Source organism: Mitsuaria sp. BK037, from assembly GCF_014193045.1.
In the GTDB taxonomy this organism is placed as follows: Bacteria; Pseudomonadota; Gammaproteobacteria; order Burkholderiales; family Burkholderiaceae_C; genus Roseateles.
The window spans coordinates 447,156-461,908 of record NZ_JACHYS010000004.1; the positions used below are offsets into that span (position 1 = coordinate 447,156).

15 protein-coding genes are annotated in these 14,753 nt (G+C 69.6%); 8 read left to right on the forward strand and 7 right to left on the reverse strand.

The genetic code is table 11. From position 1 onward, the window contains the following. Positions 1-26: 26 nt before the first annotated feature. On the reverse strand, positions 27-701 hold the full coding sequence (locus FHT37_RS22920) for an NrtR DNA-binding winged helix domain-containing protein (protein WP_183484963.1): 675 nt from the start codon (positions 699-701) through the stop codon (positions 27-29). 199 nt (positions 702-900) lie between these two features. Between FHT37_RS22920 and FHT37_RS22925 the strand changes: the two genes are divergently transcribed. The 4 genes from FHT37_RS22925 to FHT37_RS22940 are packed head-to-tail and all read left to right on the forward strand — an operon-like array spanning position 901 to position 5,780. Continuing rightward, positions 901-1,734 carry an isochorismatase family protein gene (locus tag FHT37_RS22925; protein WP_183484966.1) on the forward strand — a complete coding sequence of 278 codons (834 nt, stop codon included), beginning with the start codon at positions 901-903 and terminating at the stop codon, positions 1,732-1,734. 13 nt (positions 1,735-1,747) lie between these two features. After that, positions 1,748-2,980, forward strand: a complete 1,233-nt coding sequence (pncB, locus tag FHT37_RS22930) for a nicotinate phosphoribosyltransferase (RefSeq protein ID WP_183484969.1) — start codon at positions 1,748-1,750, stop codon at positions 2,978-2,980. Positions 2,981-2,991: 11 nt separating this feature from the next. Continuing rightward, positions 2,992-4,698, forward strand: a complete 1,707-nt coding sequence (locus FHT37_RS22935) for an NAD+ synthase (RefSeq protein ID WP_183484972.1) — start codon at positions 2,992-2,994, stop codon at positions 4,696-4,698. Positions 4,699-4,754: 56 nt separating this feature from the next. After that, a complete protein-coding gene (locus FHT37_RS22940) occupies positions 4,755-5,780 on the forward strand; it encodes an NUDIX domain-containing protein (protein ID WP_147240757.1) in 1,026 nt (341 codons plus the stop codon). Positions 5,781-5,813: 33 nt separating this feature from the next. On the opposite strand, the gene pobA is transcribed toward FHT37_RS22940, so the two are convergent. Further along, entirely contained in the window at positions 5,814-6,986 is a 1,173-nt protein-coding gene (gene pobA / locus FHT37_RS22945) for a 4-hydroxybenzoate 3-monooxygenase (RefSeq protein WP_183485723.1), read from the reverse strand. A gap of 124 nt (positions 6,987-7,110) precedes the next feature. Here pobA and FHT37_RS22950 point away from each other — a divergent pair, with 124 nt between their 5' ends. Further along, on the forward strand, positions 7,111-8,028 hold the full coding sequence (locus FHT37_RS22950) for a helix-turn-helix domain-containing protein (protein ID WP_175538155.1): 918 nt from the start codon (positions 7,111-7,113) through the stop codon (positions 8,026-8,028). A gap of 42 nt (positions 8,029-8,070) precedes the next feature. Here the strand turns inward: FHT37_RS22950 and FHT37_RS22955 are convergent, their stop codons facing one another. Then, positions 8,071-8,538 (reverse strand): nuclear transport factor 2 family protein, encoded by a 468-nt coding sequence (locus FHT37_RS22955; RefSeq protein ID WP_183484975.1) that lies wholly within the window; start codon positions 8,536-8,538, stop codon positions 8,071-8,073. 92 nt (positions 8,539-8,630) lie between these two features. Here FHT37_RS22955 and FHT37_RS22960 point away from each other — a divergent pair, with 92 nt between their 5' ends. After that, positions 8,631-9,224, forward strand: a complete 594-nt coding sequence (locus FHT37_RS22960) for a TetR/AcrR family transcriptional regulator (RefSeq protein WP_183484978.1) — start codon at positions 8,631-8,633, stop codon at positions 9,222-9,224. Positions 9,225-9,677: 453 nt separating this feature from the next. Here the strand turns inward: FHT37_RS22960 and FHT37_RS22965 are convergent, their stop codons facing one another. Beyond that, positions 9,678-11,117 (reverse strand): ATP-binding protein, encoded by a 1,440-nt coding sequence (locus FHT37_RS22965; RefSeq protein WP_183484981.1) that lies wholly within the window; start codon positions 11,115-11,117, stop codon positions 9,678-9,680. Next, a complete protein-coding gene (locus tag FHT37_RS22970) occupies positions 11,114-11,722 on the reverse strand; it encodes a 2-hydroxychromene-2-carboxylate isomerase (protein ID WP_183484984.1) in 609 nt (202 codons plus the stop codon). The genes FHT37_RS22965 and FHT37_RS22970 overlap by 4 nt, the downstream gene beginning before the upstream one ends. 219 nt (positions 11,723-11,941) lie before the next feature. Between FHT37_RS22970 and FHT37_RS22975 the strand changes: the two genes are divergently transcribed. Further along, complete coding sequence (locus tag FHT37_RS22975) at positions 11,942-12,688, forward strand: response regulator (RefSeq protein WP_091721057.1); 747 nt, start codon at positions 11,942-11,944, stop codon at positions 12,686-12,688. On the opposite strand, the gene FHT37_RS22980 is transcribed toward FHT37_RS22975, so the two are convergent. Together FHT37_RS22980 and FHT37_RS22985 are read right to left on the reverse strand one after the other, a co-directional pair. Continuing rightward, positions 12,685-13,263: a thioredoxin family protein gene (locus FHT37_RS22980; RefSeq protein ID WP_183484987.1), complete on the reverse strand. Its 579-nt coding sequence runs from the start codon at positions 13,261-13,263 to the stop codon at positions 12,685-12,687. The two genes, FHT37_RS22975 and FHT37_RS22980, sit on opposite strands and share 4 nt — an antisense overlap. A 179-nt stretch (positions 13,264-13,442) precedes the next feature. Then, a complete protein-coding gene (locus FHT37_RS22985) occupies positions 13,443-14,093 on the reverse strand; it encodes a TetR/AcrR family transcriptional regulator (protein ID WP_183484990.1) in 651 nt (216 codons plus the stop codon). An 88-nt stretch (positions 14,094-14,181) separates the two neighbouring features. Here FHT37_RS22985 and FHT37_RS22990 point away from each other — a divergent pair, with 88 nt between their 5' ends. Beyond that, a complete protein-coding gene (locus FHT37_RS22990) occupies positions 14,182-14,580 on the forward strand; it encodes a DUF3331 domain-containing protein (RefSeq protein WP_183484993.1) in 399 nt (132 codons plus the stop codon). Positions 14,581-14,753: the final 173 nt, after the last annotated feature.

The window sequence follows — 14,753 nt, forward strand, 5'->3', positions numbered from 1 at the left end:
GCCGACATCCCGGCGCGCGCGCCCGCTCAGCTGACCGGCAGGTTGCTGGGCGCCGTCTTCAGCGCCGGGGCGTGGGCCTTCTTGCGGTAGAGCTGCGCTGGCCGGTGGCTGCCGCCGCTGGTGAAGGCGCCGGGGACTTCCTCGATGACATCGAGCTCCTCGATGCGGCGGCGGAATCCGCGCTTGTCGAGCACCGCGCCGAGCACCTGCTCGTAGGTGCGCTGCAACTCGCCGAGCGTGAACTGCGCCGGCATCAGGTGCACCGGCAGCGAGGAGTACAGCGTCTTCGACCGCACGCGCTCGACGGCGGTGCGCAGGATCTGCGCATGGTCGAAGGGCAGCGAGCGCAGGCCGTCGACCGGCGCCCAGCGGAAGCGCCCGCCCGACGGCTCGCCCACCGGCGCAGGCACGACCGCGTAGTAGCTCACCGACAGCGACCACCCGCGCGCATCGCGATGCATGCCGGAGAAGGTCCTGAGCTGCTCCAGGTAGGGCGAGACCACCCCCGCCTTGTCCCGCAAGATGCGCGCCGCGGCCTCGTCGGCGTCCTGGTCCTGGTCGGTGTGCACCCAGCCGCCGGGCAGCGTCCAGGCGCCGAGCGCCGGCGCCTTGTCGCGTCGTACCAGGCCGGCGTGCAACGCGCCGTCGAGCAGAGTGAGCAGCACGATGTCGACGGTGACGATGGGGCGTTCGAAGTCCACGGCGCTAGGCTTAGTGCGAAAGAGCACGAATTATGAGCGGTCAAATCCTCCGACGTCAAACCGTCTCCTGGAACACAGGAAATATGCGGATACAAATCGTGGCTTCTGATCCGCCGTCTGCGATATCGACTTAGTGCAAACGAGCACGAAGAGCGGTATGCTGTCGCCACGACATCAAAAAGACCGAAACGGAGTTCCCATGGACCGCCAAGCCCAACTGCTCATCGTCGATCCGCAGAACGACTTCTGCGACATCCCCGGCGCCGCGCTGCCGGTGACTGGCGCGGACGCGGACATGAAGCGCCTGGCCGCGCTGGTGGACCAGGCCGGCGATGCGATCGGCGACGTCGTCGTGACGCTGGACTCGCACCCGGTCTACGCGATCGAGCGCCCGGCCTTCTGGCAACAGCCGGGCGCGGAGGGCGCACCGCAGCCGGTCGCGCCATTCACGCAGATCCGCGCGGCCGACGTGCGCGAGGGCCGCTACGCCCCGCGCGACCCGGCGCTGCGGGACGCGGTGCTGCGCTACCTCGACGCGCTTGAAGCCAGCCCGAGGAAGTTCGTGCTGATGGTGTGGCCGACCCACTGCGTCGTCGGCACCTGGGGCCACAACTTGCATGGCGCGCTGGCCGACGCCCTGGGCCGCTGGGAATCGGCGCGCCTGCGCACGGTGGAGAAGGTGCTGAAGGGCCTGAATCCGATGACCGAGCAATACAGCGCCGTGCGCGCCGAGGTGCCGGTCGACGGCGACCCGCGCACGCAGACGAATCAGGCGCTGGTCGATCGCATCGTCGACTTCCCCGGCCTGAGCTTCATCGCCGGCGAGGCCAGCAGCCACTGCGTCGCGGCGACGGCGGAAGACCTCTTCGCGGCGATGACGCCCGAGCGGCTCGCGCGCGTCGTGCTGATCGAGGATGCGATGAGCGCGGTGGGCGGCTTCGAGGCCGGCGCCTCGGCTTTCGTCGAGCGCGCCCGCGCGCTGGGCGTGCGGACGATGACGGCGGCGCAGGCGCTCGGCCTGCTGTCGGCCTGAGCGGGGTGGCTTCATGAACGACACGCCTGTCATCCGCTCCCTGCTGGAGACCGATCTCTACAAGTTCACGATGTGGCAGACGCTGCTGCACGCATTTCCGGCCAACGATGCCGAGTACCGCTTCGTCTGCCGCAACACGCCCGCCTTCCCGCTGAGCGAGCTCTGCGAGGCGGTCAACCGCGAGCTCGACCACCTCTGCACGCTCGGCTTCAGTGACGAGGAACTCGCCTACCTGGGCGGACTGCGCTTCATGAAGGCCGACTTCATCGACTTCCTGCGCATCTTCCGTTTCCAGCGGCGCTTCATCGAAGCGCGGCCGGGCGAGGGCGCCGAGGCCGGACAGCTGGTCATCGTCGCCAAGGGGCCGCAGGTCCACGTGATGGGCTTCGAGATCTTCGTGCTGGCGATCGTCAACGAGCTCTACTTCCGCCGCCTGTGCGCGGGCCGCGAGCGCGAGGTGCTGGCCGAGGGCCGCGCGCGGCTCGCGGCGAAGGCGGCTCGCTTGCGCGACTACGCCGCGGCCGTGCCCGCGACGCTGGGCGCCGAAGCCCATCCCTTCGAGTGCTTCGACTTCGGCTTGCGCCGCCGCTTCTCCGGCGCCTGGCACGACGAGGTCGTCGCCACGCTCAAGCGCGAGGCCCCGCAGGTCTTCAAGGGCTGCTCCAACGTGGCGCTGGCGCGGCGTCACGGGCTGGTGCCGATCGGCACGATGGCCCATGAGTACCTGCAGACCTGGCAGGCCGTGGGCGTGCAGCTGCGGCTGTCGCAGCGGGCGGCGCTGGAGGGCTGGGTGCAGGAGTTCCGCGGCGACCTCGGCATCGCACTGACCGACGTGATCGGCATGGACGCCTTCCTGGCCGACTTCGACCTCTACTTCGCCAAGCTCTTCGATGGCCTGCGGCACGACTCGGGCGATCCGGTCGAATGGGGCGAGAAGGCGCTCGCGCATTACGCGGCGCTGCGCATCGATGCACGGACCAAGCGGCTGGTGTTCAGCGACGGGCTCGACACCGACGAGGCCTTCCGCCTGCATGCGCACTTCGCCCGGCGCGTGCCGGTCGGATTCGGCATCGGCACGCACCTCACCAACGACCTCGGGCCCAAGCCGCTGAACATCGTCATGAAGCTGGTGCGCTGCAACGGCCAGCCGGTGGCCAAGCTGTCCGACGCGCCCGGCAAGACGCTGTGCGACGACCAGACCTTCCTCAACTACCTGCGGCAGGTCTTTCGAGTGAGGGCCAGCTGAGGAGCGAAGTCATGCTCAAGATCACCATCGCGCAAATCAATCCCACCATTGGCTACCTCGAAGGCAACCTGGCGCTGCACCTGGACGCGGCGCGCCGCGCCCGGCACGACGGGGCGGACCTGGTCGTCTTTCCGGAGCTGTCGCTGACCGGCTACTACCCGGCCGACCTGCTCGACGACGAAGACTTCCGCGAGCGCCTCGACCGCGCGATGGCGGCGCTGCTGGCGGCCACGCGCGAGGTGAGTTCGCTGCACTGGGTCGTCGGCGCGCCGACCCGCAACCCGGGCGCCGGCAAGGCCTTCCGCAATTCGCTGCTGGTGATCCGCGACGGCGAGCTGCTACTGGACTATCACAAGCAGCTGCTTCCCACCTACAACGTCTTCGACGAGCGCCGGCACTTCGAGCCCGGGCCGGACGTCGCCCGCGTGCTGCGCATCGGCGGCGCGCAGGTGGGCTTCATGATCTGCGAGGACGGCTGGAACGACGACGGCAAGGACTACACCGTCAATCCGTTCCAGCGCCTGGCGGATTCGGCGCCCGACCTGATCGTGTCGATCAACGCCAGCCCCAGCCATGTCGGCAAGCGCGAGCTGCGCCACGAGGTCTTCCGCGCCGCCTGCTGGCGGCATCGGCTGCCGCTGGTCTTCGTCAACCAGATCGGCGGGCACGACCAGCTGGTCTACGACGGCGCATCCTTCGCGATCGAGCCCGAGCCGGGCGTCGTCTTCGAGGCCCGGCGCTTCGAGGAGCAGGTCGTGACCCTGGGCTTCGAGGTCGACCGCGGCCACTTCGCGTCGCTCGACGGCGGCGCGCTGCCGCCAGCGGCCACCGGGCTGGACACGATGGCCTTCTATCGCCGGCAGATCGTGCTGGGACTGCGGGACTACGCGCGTCGATGCGGCTTCGAGCGCGTCGTCGTCGGCGCGTCCGGTGGCATCGACTCGGCGCTGACGCTGGCGCTGGCCGTCGAGGCGCTGGGCGCGGACCGGGTCATGGCCATCACCATGCCATCGCGCTTCTCGTCGAGCGGCAGCGTCGACGATTCGAAGGCGCTGTGCGATCGGCTCGGCATCGCGCTCGAGGTCTGCCCGATCGAAGACATCGTCGGCCAGGTCGGCGAAACCCTGGCCGCCAGCACGCTGGCGCTGCGGCCATCCGGCCTGGCGCTCGAGAACCTGCAGGCACGGGTGCGCGGCACGCTCCTGATGACCGTGTCCAACGCGCGCGGCCACCTGCTGCTGACCACCGGCAACAAGAGCGAGATCGCCGTCGGCTACTGCACGCTCTACGGCGACACCAACGGCGGCCTCGGCCTGATCGGCGATCTCTACAAGACGGAGGTCTTCGCGCTGAGCCGGCATCTCAACGAGGTGGCCGGCCGGGAGCTCATTCCCGCCGCCATCCTCGACAAGCCGCCGAGCGCCGAGCTGGCGCCGGACCAGCGCGACACCGACAGCCTGCCGCCCTACGAGCTGCTGGACGAGGTGCTGAAGCTGCTGATCGAAGGCGAGCGGCTGGCCGTCGACGAACGCGCCGCGGCCGAGGCGGCCGTCGCCGCGCTGCGCGGAAGCGACGAAGGTCAGGCGCTGCTCGCGCGGATCAAGGGCATGATCGCGCGCAACGAGTACAAGCGCCGCCAGGCGCCGCCGATCGTGCGGCTGCGCGCCCGGGCCTTCGGCAGCGGCCGGCAGTTGCCGATCGCGGCGCGGCACTATTGAACCGAAGCGCCGATGACCGCATCGGCGCGCGTCGAATCCCAGGGAAAGGACAAGGCATGACCCGCAAGACCGTCGCCGTGGTGGTGGGCCGTTGGCAGCTGGTGCACCAGGGGCAGGAGGCGCTGTTCCAGGCGGCCTTCGGCCTGGCGGACGAGGTGATCGCGGTGCTGGGCTCCTCGTACAAGGCGCGTGATCCGCGCAATCCCTTCGTGCACGAGGAGCGCCGCCAGATGCTGCTGGCCAACCTGAGCGAGGCGCAGCGGCAGCGGCTGCACGTGCTGCCGGTGCGCGACTACTTCGACGACCGGCGCTGGAACGCCGCCGTGACCCTGGGCGTGCGAGCGCTGGCGGGCGAGGAGGCCGACATCGTGCTGGTGGGCCATCGCAAGGACCACACCAGCTACTACCTGAACAACTTCCCGCGCTGGCGGCAGCAGCTGGTGGACCGCCTGGCCGATGTCGACGCCACGGCGATGCGGCAGGTGTTCTTCGAGGCCGAGGATCCGGACGCGGCGCTGACCGTCATGACGCCCTACGTCAGCGCGCCGGTGCGCGCATGGCTGCAGGCCTGGAGCCGCCTGCCCGAATATGCGCGGCGCAAGGCCGAGCATGCCGCGGTGGCGAGTTATCGGAAGAAGTACACCGCGGTTGCGTACATGACCGGCGACGCGGTGGTGACCGTCGGCGACCATGTGCTGCTGGTGCGGCGCAAGGGCCCTTTCGGCGAGGATCTCTGGGCCGTGCCCGGCGGCCACCTCGACCGCGGCGAGAAGCTGGTGGCCTGCGCGATCCGCGAGCTGATCGAGGAGACGCGCTTCCCCTTGCTGCCGGCCTCCATCCTCGCGGCGCTGCACGGCGTCGCCACCTTCGAGGACCCGCTGCGCAGCGCGCGCGGCCGGCTGATCACGATGGCCCACCACTTCAAGTTCCCGGCCATGGGCACGCTGCCGGAGGTCGTCGGCTGCGACGACGTGAAGGAGGCGCGCTGGTTCCATCGCGATGAGTTGGCGGCGATGGAATCGCGCTTGTTCGAGGACCACTTCGTGATCCTCGATCACTTCCTCGGACTGATCGAGGACTGATCGGGGCCGATCGGGGGTTATCGGGGGCGCCGGTCAGAACGGCAGGCCGATGTAGTTCTCGGCCAGCACGCGGCGGGCCGCCTCCGACCCGAGGACGTAGTCCAGCTCCGCCTCCTGTAGCTTGGCCTGGAAGGCCGGTTCCTGGTCGAAGTTGTGCATCAGGCTGGTCAGCCACCAGGAGAAGCGCTCGGCTTTCCACACGCGGGCCAGGCAGCGGGCGGAGTAGTGGTCCAGTCCGGCATCGCTGCGCTCGCGGTAGTGCTCGATCAGGGCCTGCGACAGGTAGCGGACGTCTGAGGCCGCGAGGTTCAGTCCCTTCGCGCCGGTCGGCGGCACGATGTGGGCCGCGTCGCCGGCCAGGAACAGGCGACCGAAGCGCATCGGCTCGGCGACGAAGCTGCGCAGCGGCGCGATGCTCTTCTCCAGCGACGGACCGGTGACCAGCGCGGCCGCCGCCTCGGGATCCAGCCGCAGGCGCAGTTCGTCCCAGAAGCGGGCATCGGTCCAGTCCTCCACGCGCTCGCCCAGCGGCACCTGCAGGTAATAGCGGCTGCGGGTCGGCGAGCGCATGCTGCACAGGCTGAAGCCGCGCGCATGGCGGCTGTAGATCAGTTCGTCGGCCACCGGCGGCGTGTCGCTGAGCAGGCCTAGCCAGCCGAAGGGATAGACCTTCTCGTAGAGGCGGATCGCGTCCGGCGGGACGCTCGCGCGGCACACGCCGTGGAAGCCGTCGCAACCGGCGATGAAATCGGCATGGATCTCGACCGCCTCGCCGCGCACCGTGCATCGCCCGCGGGGCGTCGCGGTGTGGAAGCCGTCGATGCGGACCTCGGCCGCCTCGTACAGCGTGGGCAGCCCGGCGGCGTCGCGCGCGGCCATGAGGTCGCGGGTGACCTCGGTCTGGCCATAGACCAGCACCCCATGCCCGCCGGTGAGCTGCCGCAGGTCGATGCGGTGCCGCACGCCGCCGACCGCCAGCTCGAAGCCGTCGTGGACCAGCCCCTCGGCATGCATGCGGGCGCCGACGCCAGCTTCGTCCATCAGGTCGGCGGTGCCTTGCTCCAGCACGCCGGCCCGGATGCGCGAGAGCACGTGGTCGGCAGTCTGGCGCTCGACGATCAGCGTGTCGATGCCGGCGCGGTGCAGCAACTGGCCCAGCAGCAGGCCCGAGGGTCCGGCGCCGACGATCAGCACCTGGGTTCGCAAGGTCTTCATGGCAATCCGGCCTTCTGGCGAGGCGCGTGGTGTTGTCTCCGATGGGCGCAGCCTACGGCGCGGACGATCCGCGGTGAATGGACGGCGCCGACGCGCGCTTGCACAATCCGAACCTATGCCCGAATCGCGCCCGAAGTCCTCTTCCCGATCACGCGCCGGCGCGACGCCGGTGTATTCCCTCTACGGCGAGGAAGGACAAGCGCCCGCCCTGGACGGGCTGCACCTCGAATCGATCGCCGAGCGCAGCCGCTTGCACAATTGGGAAATCCAGCCGCATCGGCATGGCGCGCTGGTGCAGCTGCTGCTGATCGAGCGCGGCCGGGTCGTGGTCCGCATGGACGAGGACGAGCGCGAACTGCGTGCGCCCGCGCTGGTGTGGGTGCCGGCGCTGGCGGTGCACGGCTTCCGCTTCGCACCGGAGACGGAAGGGCTGGTCGTGACGCTGGACCAGGGCCGGCTGCGGGACTTGCTCGATCACCTGCCGGACTTGCTGGAGAGCCTCGCCGAGCCGCGGTTGGTGCCGCTGGAACGCGGCGCGACGGTGACGCGCGCGCTGTTCGCGGTCGGCCATGGGCTGAGGGAAGACTACGCCGGCGCGGCGGCCTGGCGCGGTCCGGCGCTGGACCACGCGGTGGCACTGCTGGCGACGCAGGCGGCGCGTTTCGGCGCCGCGGAGCCGGCGACCCATGCGGCCGGCGAGGGCCGCGCCTTGCAGCACCTGGCCCGCTATCGCGAGCAGGTTGAGCGTCACTACCGGCGTCAGCCGCCGGTGGCCGAGCTGGCGGCGCCGCTGGGCATCACGCCGACGCAGCTGAACCGCCTGTGTCGTCGCCATCTGCACTGCTCGGCGCTCGCCGTCCTGCACCAGCGCGTGCTGCTGGAGGCCAAGCGCGAGCTGGGCTACACCAACCTGATGGTCCGACAGATCGCCGACGGCCTGGGCTTCGCCGATCCGGCCTACTTCACGCGCTTCTTCCTGAAGCACACCGGGCGCGCGCCGACCGAATGGCGCGAGCACGGCGGCGGACGCTGACGGCCGCGGCCGCTGATGATGGCCGGGTGCCGTCGCCGAGGATCACAGGCTCAGGTCGCTCAGGCCGGGATGGTCGTCGGGGCGGCGGCCCTGCGGCCAGAAGAACTTGCGGTCCGCGGCCTGGATCGGCTGATCGTTGATGCTGGCGTGGCGGTGGGTCATCAGCCCTTGCGCGTCGAATTCCCAGTTCTCGTTGCCGTGGCTGCGGAACCAGTTGCCGGCGTCGTCACGCCATTCGTAGGCGAATCGAACGGCGATGCGGTGGCCCTCGAAGGCCCACAGTTCCTTGATCAGGCGGTAGTCCAGTTCACGCGTCCACTTGCGCTCCAGGAAGGCCTGCGCCTGCGCGCGGCCGCGCGGGAACTCGGCGCGATTGCGCCACTGCGTGTCCGGGCTGTAGGCGAGCACGATGCGCGCCGGGTCGCGGCTGTTCCAGGCGTCCTCGGCCAGACGGATCTTCTGGATCGCGGTGTCGCGGGTGAACGGGGGCAGGGGCGGGCGGGAGTCCATGTCGTTGGCCTTTCATTGGGAGACATCATGTAGACAGGTCTGTCTACGTCGGCATTCTGTCGGAGGTAGACAGGTCTGTCTACAATGGCCGCATGAACGACATCGATGGCAGCGTGGACATCGGCGAGCTGCCCGCCCGCGATCGCATCCTGCGCACCGCCCACGACCTGTTCTATGGCGAGGGCATCCGCGCGACCGGCATTGACCGCGTGATCGCCGCGTCCGGCGTCACCAAGGTCACCTTCTATCGGCACTTCCCCAGCAAGAACGACCTGATCGTGGCCTACCTCGACATGCGGCACGCGCGCTGGATGGCGTGGTTCAGCGAGGCGCTCGCTCGCCATGGCGACAGGCATCCAGGCGCGCTCGCGCTGGTGCCGGCGATGGGCGAATGGTTCCGTGGCGAGGCCCTGGGCGACTACCGCGGCTGCGCGTTCCTCAACGGGGTGGGCGAGATGGGACCCGCGCTGCCCGAGGTGGTCGAGATCACGCGGCGCCACAAGCAGGACATGACGGACGCGATCGTCGGGCGCTTGCCCGCTTCGCGGCAACGCCGGAAGCTGGCGGCCGCGCTCGCCCTGGCCGTCGATGGCGCGATCGTGCAGGCGCAGTTCGCGGACGATCCCGCGCCGGCGCTGAAGGGCCTGCAGCTGATCGTCGAGTCGCTGACTGGCGATACCGCCTGACGAGCGGGGAGACGCGCGTCCGACGCCACCGTTGTGGGGGCTGCCTCATTCCGCAGCACCGCAATCATTTCCTTGCCGTGACAAGCACTTGCGACATCCGTGCGCGGGCAGCCAACAGAGTTGTCCACAGCAGCCGTGGACAGACTGAGCCGCCGGTGCACAACCCGTGGGCACTGTGAGCAACTCCAGGACGGGAACGTGGCTTGCTTAAGGTTCCCGGCCCGGCCGTCAAGACCTGACGCTCGTCAATCGCCCCGCTCGCCGGCCTGCCTGTTTTTAAGGCGAAGCAAGAATTTCCCTGGCATGACAAGAGCTTGCGTCGCTCCTGCAGCGGCAGCCAACAGGCTTGTCCACAGCGCGCGGGGATAGCCGCAGCACCGTCGCAGGTCGTTCCGTATGGCTCATTCGGATCACTGCCTCATTTCGCGGCAGTGCAATGAATTCCGTGATGAATCAACGGCTTGCACCGTCCCTGCCCGTTGAGCCAACAGACTTGTCCACAGAAGTCGTGGACAGTGCCGTCGGCGGCGAGGCGGGGAGGCTCAGCCTGGCCTCCAGGCCCCCACCCGGGCGGTTATGGAGGGAGAGGTGTCCCCCCATCGCGGTGGCGAGTTGCTGGGCGATGGCCAGCCCGAGCCCGGTGCCGCCGGTCTCGCGATTGCGGGAGGTTTCCAGCCGGTGGAAGGGTTTGAAGACCTCGCCCAGTTGGTCCTCCGGGATGCCGGGCCCCCGGTCCAGCACGGCGATCGTCAAGCGCGGGGCCGGGTCTTGCACGTCGTCGCGCCGGACCTGGATCTCCGCCGCACCGCCGAAGGCCAGGGCGTTGTCGATCAGGTTGACCAGGATGCGCTTGAGCGCCTGCGGCGGCGCCACGATGGGCGCGCCCGCCGCGCCGTCGAGCGTCACGGACTCGCCGGCGTCTTCGTAGTCACCGACGATGCTCGCCAGCAATGCGTCGGTGTCCAGGCGCGCGGTCGGCTCGGAAGTCCCGTGCAGTGTCCGCGCGTAGGTCACGCCTTCACGGACCAGCGCGTGCATCGCGTCGAGGTCCTGCCGGAACTTGTCGCGCAGCGCCTCGTCGGCCATCAGGTCCGCGCGTAGCCGCATCCGCGTGATCGGCGTCTGCAGGTCGTGCGAGATCGCCGCCAGGATCTCCACCCGCTCGGCGGTGTAGCCGGCGATGCGCTGCTGCATCGCGTTGAAGGCGCGCGCGGCATGGGCCACCTCGGCCGGGCCGTCCTCGGCGATCAGGCGCGGCGTGAGGTCCGGGCCGAGATCGTCGGCCGCCGTCGCCAGCGCGTTCAGCGGTCGCGTCACCAGCCGCACCGCCATCCAGGTGCAGAAGGTCAACACCACCAACTGCGCCACCAGCACCCAGGTGACCCACTCGGGGATGGGCATGTCGACGCGGCGCGCATGCACGGTGACGGCGGTGCCGTCGCCCAGGCGGACCAGCAACTGATAGCGCCGCGCGCCGACCTGCGCGACGCGCTCGATGCGGAAGGGCCGCAACGCCTGCGTCAACGCGTCGACGAACGCGCCGCTGAATTCGGTGTGATCGACCGGTCCCGCCTGCGCATCAATCTCGTCGGCGAGCGCGAAGCGGAAGTTGGGCCGCTCCAGGCGGTTCAGCCACGTGGCGCGCTCGGCGGGCGGCAGGCGGTCGAGGACGGCGACGCCGGTGGCGATGTCGCGCTCGATGCCCGACATCATCAGCGAGCGCAGCGCCATCGAGCGCTCCTGCCGGATCGCGACGTAGGCCAGCGCCTGTGCGATCGCGATGCCCAGCACCATCATCCAGAACACGCGCGCGAAGAGCGTGCGGGGCCCGAAGCGGCGCGGTCGCGGCGGCGGGTTCGCGCTGGCGCCGCCCGGAGCGCGGAGGGCGCTCATGTCCGGTCGGCGGCCAGCGCGCGCTGCACGAAGTCCAGCCGGTCCTGGCCCCAGAACAGCTCGCCATCGATGACGTAGCTGGGGGCACCGAACAGGCTAGCATCGATCGCGCGCTGCGTGTTGGCGTCGTAGCGCGCGCCGATGTCGTCGGCGGCGGAGCGGGCCAGGCGCTCGGCGGGCAGGGCTTGCTCGCCCAGGATGGCGGTCAGCGTGGCGGCGTCGGCGATGTCGCGTTGCTGCTCCCAGACCGCACGCAGCAACGCGCCGGTCAGGCGCAGCGCCGCCTCCGCGCCGTCGGCCTCGTCGACCGCGATGATCAGCCGCGCCGCCGTATGCGGCACGACGGGAAAGAAGGTCGGCTCCACATGCATCGGCATGCCCAGATGGCGCGAGAAGCGCCGCAGCTCCAGCAAACGATAGGCCTGGCGCTGGGCGGGGCGCTGCGACAGCGGCAGGCCGCCGGAGACCGAGAACAGCTTGAGCAGGTCGATCGGGATCGGGCGCACCGTGGCGCCCGCCTCGCGCGCGATGGCGACGAAGCGCTCGTGGCCGAGGTAGGTCCAGGGGCTGTGGGGAGCGAGGAAGTAGTCGATGACGCGGCTCACGGGGATCTCCGGTGCGGTGACGCTGGGGATGAGGTCGAAGGGCGGCGGCGGCGCCGCAGGCTGGTTTATAGGCGCGCGGCTCCGATTTGTGGCGGGCTTTGTATGGGCGTGTATCCGCGTCCCGCACCGGAGACACAACATTGCCCCGGCCGACGCCACGCGGGCCGCGGGCCGCTACATTCCGGCTCATCCCGTCCCAGCGTTCCGCCTTCCACGCCCATGCAGACGACCGCGCCCACCCAGGACCATGTCCTGATCGTCGACGACGACCGCGAGATCCGCGAGTTGCTCACCACCTACCTGACCCGCAACGGCCTGCGCGCCACCGCCGTGCCGACCGGCCGGCACATGCGCATCGCGATGGAGACCGGCGGCCCCTTCGACCTGGTGATCCTGGACCTGATGCTGCCGGGCGAGGATGGCCTGTCGCTGTGTCGAGACCTGCGGGCCGGCCGGCACAAGGCGACGCCGGTCATCATGCTGACCGCGCGGGGCGACGAGGCCGACCGCATCCTTGGCCTGGAGATGGGCGCGGACGATTACCTGGCCAAGCCCTTCGCGGCGCGCGAGCTGCTGGCGCGGATCAAGTCGGTGCTGCGGCGCGCGCGCATGCTGCCGCCCAACATGCGCTCGTCGGACGAGTCGCCGCGACTGGCCTTCGGCGATTGGGTGCTGGACACGATCGAGCGTCACCTGGTCGATGCCCAGGGCACGGTGGTGCCGCTCAGCGGCGCGGAGTACCGGCTGCTGCGCGTGTTCCTGGACCATCCGCAGCGGGTGCTGAGCCGCGACCAGCTGCTCGGCCTCACGCAGGGGCGCGAGGCCGAGCTCTTCGAGCGCTCGATCGACCTGCTCGTCAGCCGCATCCGCCAGCGGCTGCGCGACGACGCGCGCGAGCCCAAATACATCAAGACGGTCCGCAGCGAGGGCTACGTGCTGTCGATGGCCGTCGAGGGTCGCGATTAGGCCGGCTGCTTCAGCAGCGCCTGGATCTGCGCTTCGGTCTGCTGGTAGGCGCCCTCGCCGAAGTGGGTGTAGACGACCTTGCCCTGCTTGTCGACGAGATACAGCGCCGGCCAGTAGCGGTTGCTGTAGTTCTTCCACGTCTTGAAGTCGTTGTCCTGCGCCACCGGATGGGTGATGCCCAGCCGCGTGATGGCCTCCTTCAAGCCCGCCAGCGACTTCTCTTCCTCGTATTCGGGCGAATGCACGCCGACGACGACCAGCCCCTGGTCCTTGTACTTCTCATGCCAGGCCTTCACGTAGGGCAGGGCGTTCAGGCAGTTGATGCAGGTGTAGGTCCAGAAGTCGACCAGCACCACCTTGCCGCGCAGCTCCTCCATCTTCAGCGGTGGGCTGTTGACCCAGCTGTTGATGCCGGCGAAGGCGGGCGCCGGCTTGCCGGTCATGCGGCCGCCGCCCAGCAGCGAGGCGGCCGCCGCGTCGGTGGACATCGTCGGCAGGGAGAGTGCCACGGCGGCCGCGGCGGCGGCACCGGCCAGCGCCAGCGGGAGCAGGGAACGTCGGGAGATCGATCGCATGGGGAATCCTTTCCAGGCCAGCAGCGGGAGGCTGCGATGGAGCGGATTCTTCGAGCGCGGACCGATGGGCGATACGGCTTTCGTATGCCCGTGTATCCGGCCTGGGAAGGAAAGACGATCCGATGCGCGAGGACACATCGCGGCACCGGCGATGGCGGCGCATCGCCGCGCTCGAGCGATCAGCGCAGCAGGTGCAGTGCCACGTCCGTGAGCTCGCGCTTGAAGCGGCCCGGGTCGTCCGGCAGCGGGGAGACCGCGCGCAGCACATGCGCATACGCCACCGTCTTGCTGATGCCTTGCATCAGCACCGAGAACAGCAGCGCCGGATCGCTGCGGCGCAGCTCGCCGGCATCCATCGCGTCGCTGAACAGCGGCAGGCAGACGGCGTGGAAAGGCCGCACCATCACGTCGACCAGCACGTTGAGCCGCTCGCCTTCCTCGGTCGCCGCCGTCGAGAAGAAGATGCCGATGTCCGGGTGCTCGAAGACGCGGTCGATGAACGCCAGCAGGCAGTGCTCGACCCGCTGCCGCGGTCCCAGCGAGGCGTCGGCGCGCAGCGCCGCCGTCGTCTCCAGCATCGGCTCGAGGAGCTCCCTGATCTGCTCCACCACCGCGAGCCACAGCGCTTCCTTCGATCCGAAATGATGGGCGATCAGCGCCGGATCGACCTCGGCCTGGCGCGCGATCTCACGGACGCTGGTGGCTTCATATCCCCGCAGCGCAAAGGTGCGCCGCGCGACGCGCAGCAGTTCATCGGCGCCGCGGGCGCAATCCGCGCTCGGCCGTCCGCGACGCCGCGGCGCCCCGACGGTCCTTGGGGTCTTATTCATGCGCTGGCTGCCTTTGTTATATTCATCACCCGTTGAATTATTTCAGGCTTCGACGCCGATTGTCGGCGGACGTGAAAGGCGGTGCGGCATGCACAGCAATCTGGCAAACGATCCAACGCGCGACGGTTGGCTGCGCACGGTGTCTTGGCTCGGGAACGGCGGCGTGCCCGATACGCCTCACCCCTCAACCTCCAAGGCCCGCTCCAACCGCAACCACGACAGCACCAGCCTCTCCCTGCGGCCTCCCCCCACCATCCACGTCCTCGATCGACCCACGCCGCGCACAGCCGCCATCTCGTGGTCCGACGCAGGCGCCTGCCATTACGGCTATCAAATCTGGGACATGGTGCCGTCCAAACGCGATGGCATCTGCGTGCTCAGCGGCGCCAGCATTCGCGCGGGGGACCTCATCTACACACCGAGGGTCGATGAGCCGTCACCCATCAACGCAGGGGAAATGATCGCGGCGGCGTTTGTGGACGCTTGATCGGGAAGCACAGCGCGAGGAGCTCGGCGCTTGGCCGGGGCCGCCGGCGAAGCCGAAGCTCAGGGCGCCAACTCGCGACGCTCACCTTCGGCTCGCTCTGCTCAGACAGACGGCGCCCCAGTCAGATGACGAAGCTTCGGCTTCGCCGGCAGCCCCGGCCAAGCACCCGACGG

Coding starts and splice junctions, on each gene's coding strand:
- pncB (WP_183484969.1), top strand. CDS start 1,748: ATGAACGACACGCCTGTCATCCGCTCCCTGCTGGAGACCGATCTCTAC.
- FHT37_RS22965 (WP_183484981.1), bottom strand. CDS start 11,117: ATGAGCGCCCTCCGCGCTCCGGGCGGCGCCAGCGCGAACCCGCCGCCG.
- FHT37_RS22960 (WP_183484978.1), top strand. CDS start 8,631: ATGAACGACATCGATGGCAGCGTGGACATCGGCGAGCTGCCCGCCCGC.
- FHT37_RS22955 (WP_183484975.1), bottom strand. CDS start 8,538: ATGGACTCCCGCCCGCCCCTGCCCCCGTTCACCCGCGACACCGCGATC.
- FHT37_RS22925 (WP_183484966.1), top strand. CDS start 901: ATGGACCGCCAAGCCCAACTGCTCATCGTCGATCCGCAGAACGACTTC.
- FHT37_RS22940 (WP_147240757.1), top strand. CDS start 4,755: ATGACCCGCAAGACCGTCGCCGTGGTGGTGGGCCGTTGGCAGCTGGTG.
- FHT37_RS22985 (WP_183484990.1), bottom strand. CDS start 14,093: ATGAATAAGACCCCAAGGACCGTCGGGGCGCCGCGGCGTCGCGGACGG.
- FHT37_RS22990 (WP_183484993.1), top strand. CDS start 14,182: ATGCACAGCAATCTGGCAAACGATCCAACGCGCGACGGTTGGCTGCGC.
- FHT37_RS22935 (WP_183484972.1), top strand. CDS start 2,992: ATGCTCAAGATCACCATCGCGCAAATCAATCCCACCATTGGCTACCTC.
- FHT37_RS22950 (WP_175538155.1), top strand. CDS start 7,111: ATGCCCGAATCGCGCCCGAAGTCCTCTTCCCGATCACGCGCCGGCGCG.
- FHT37_RS22980 (WP_183484987.1), bottom strand. CDS start 13,263: ATGCGATCGATCTCCCGACGTTCCCTGCTCCCGCTGGCGCTGGCCGGT.
- FHT37_RS22975 (WP_091721057.1), top strand. CDS start 11,942: ATGCAGACGACCGCGCCCACCCAGGACCATGTCCTGATCGTCGACGAC.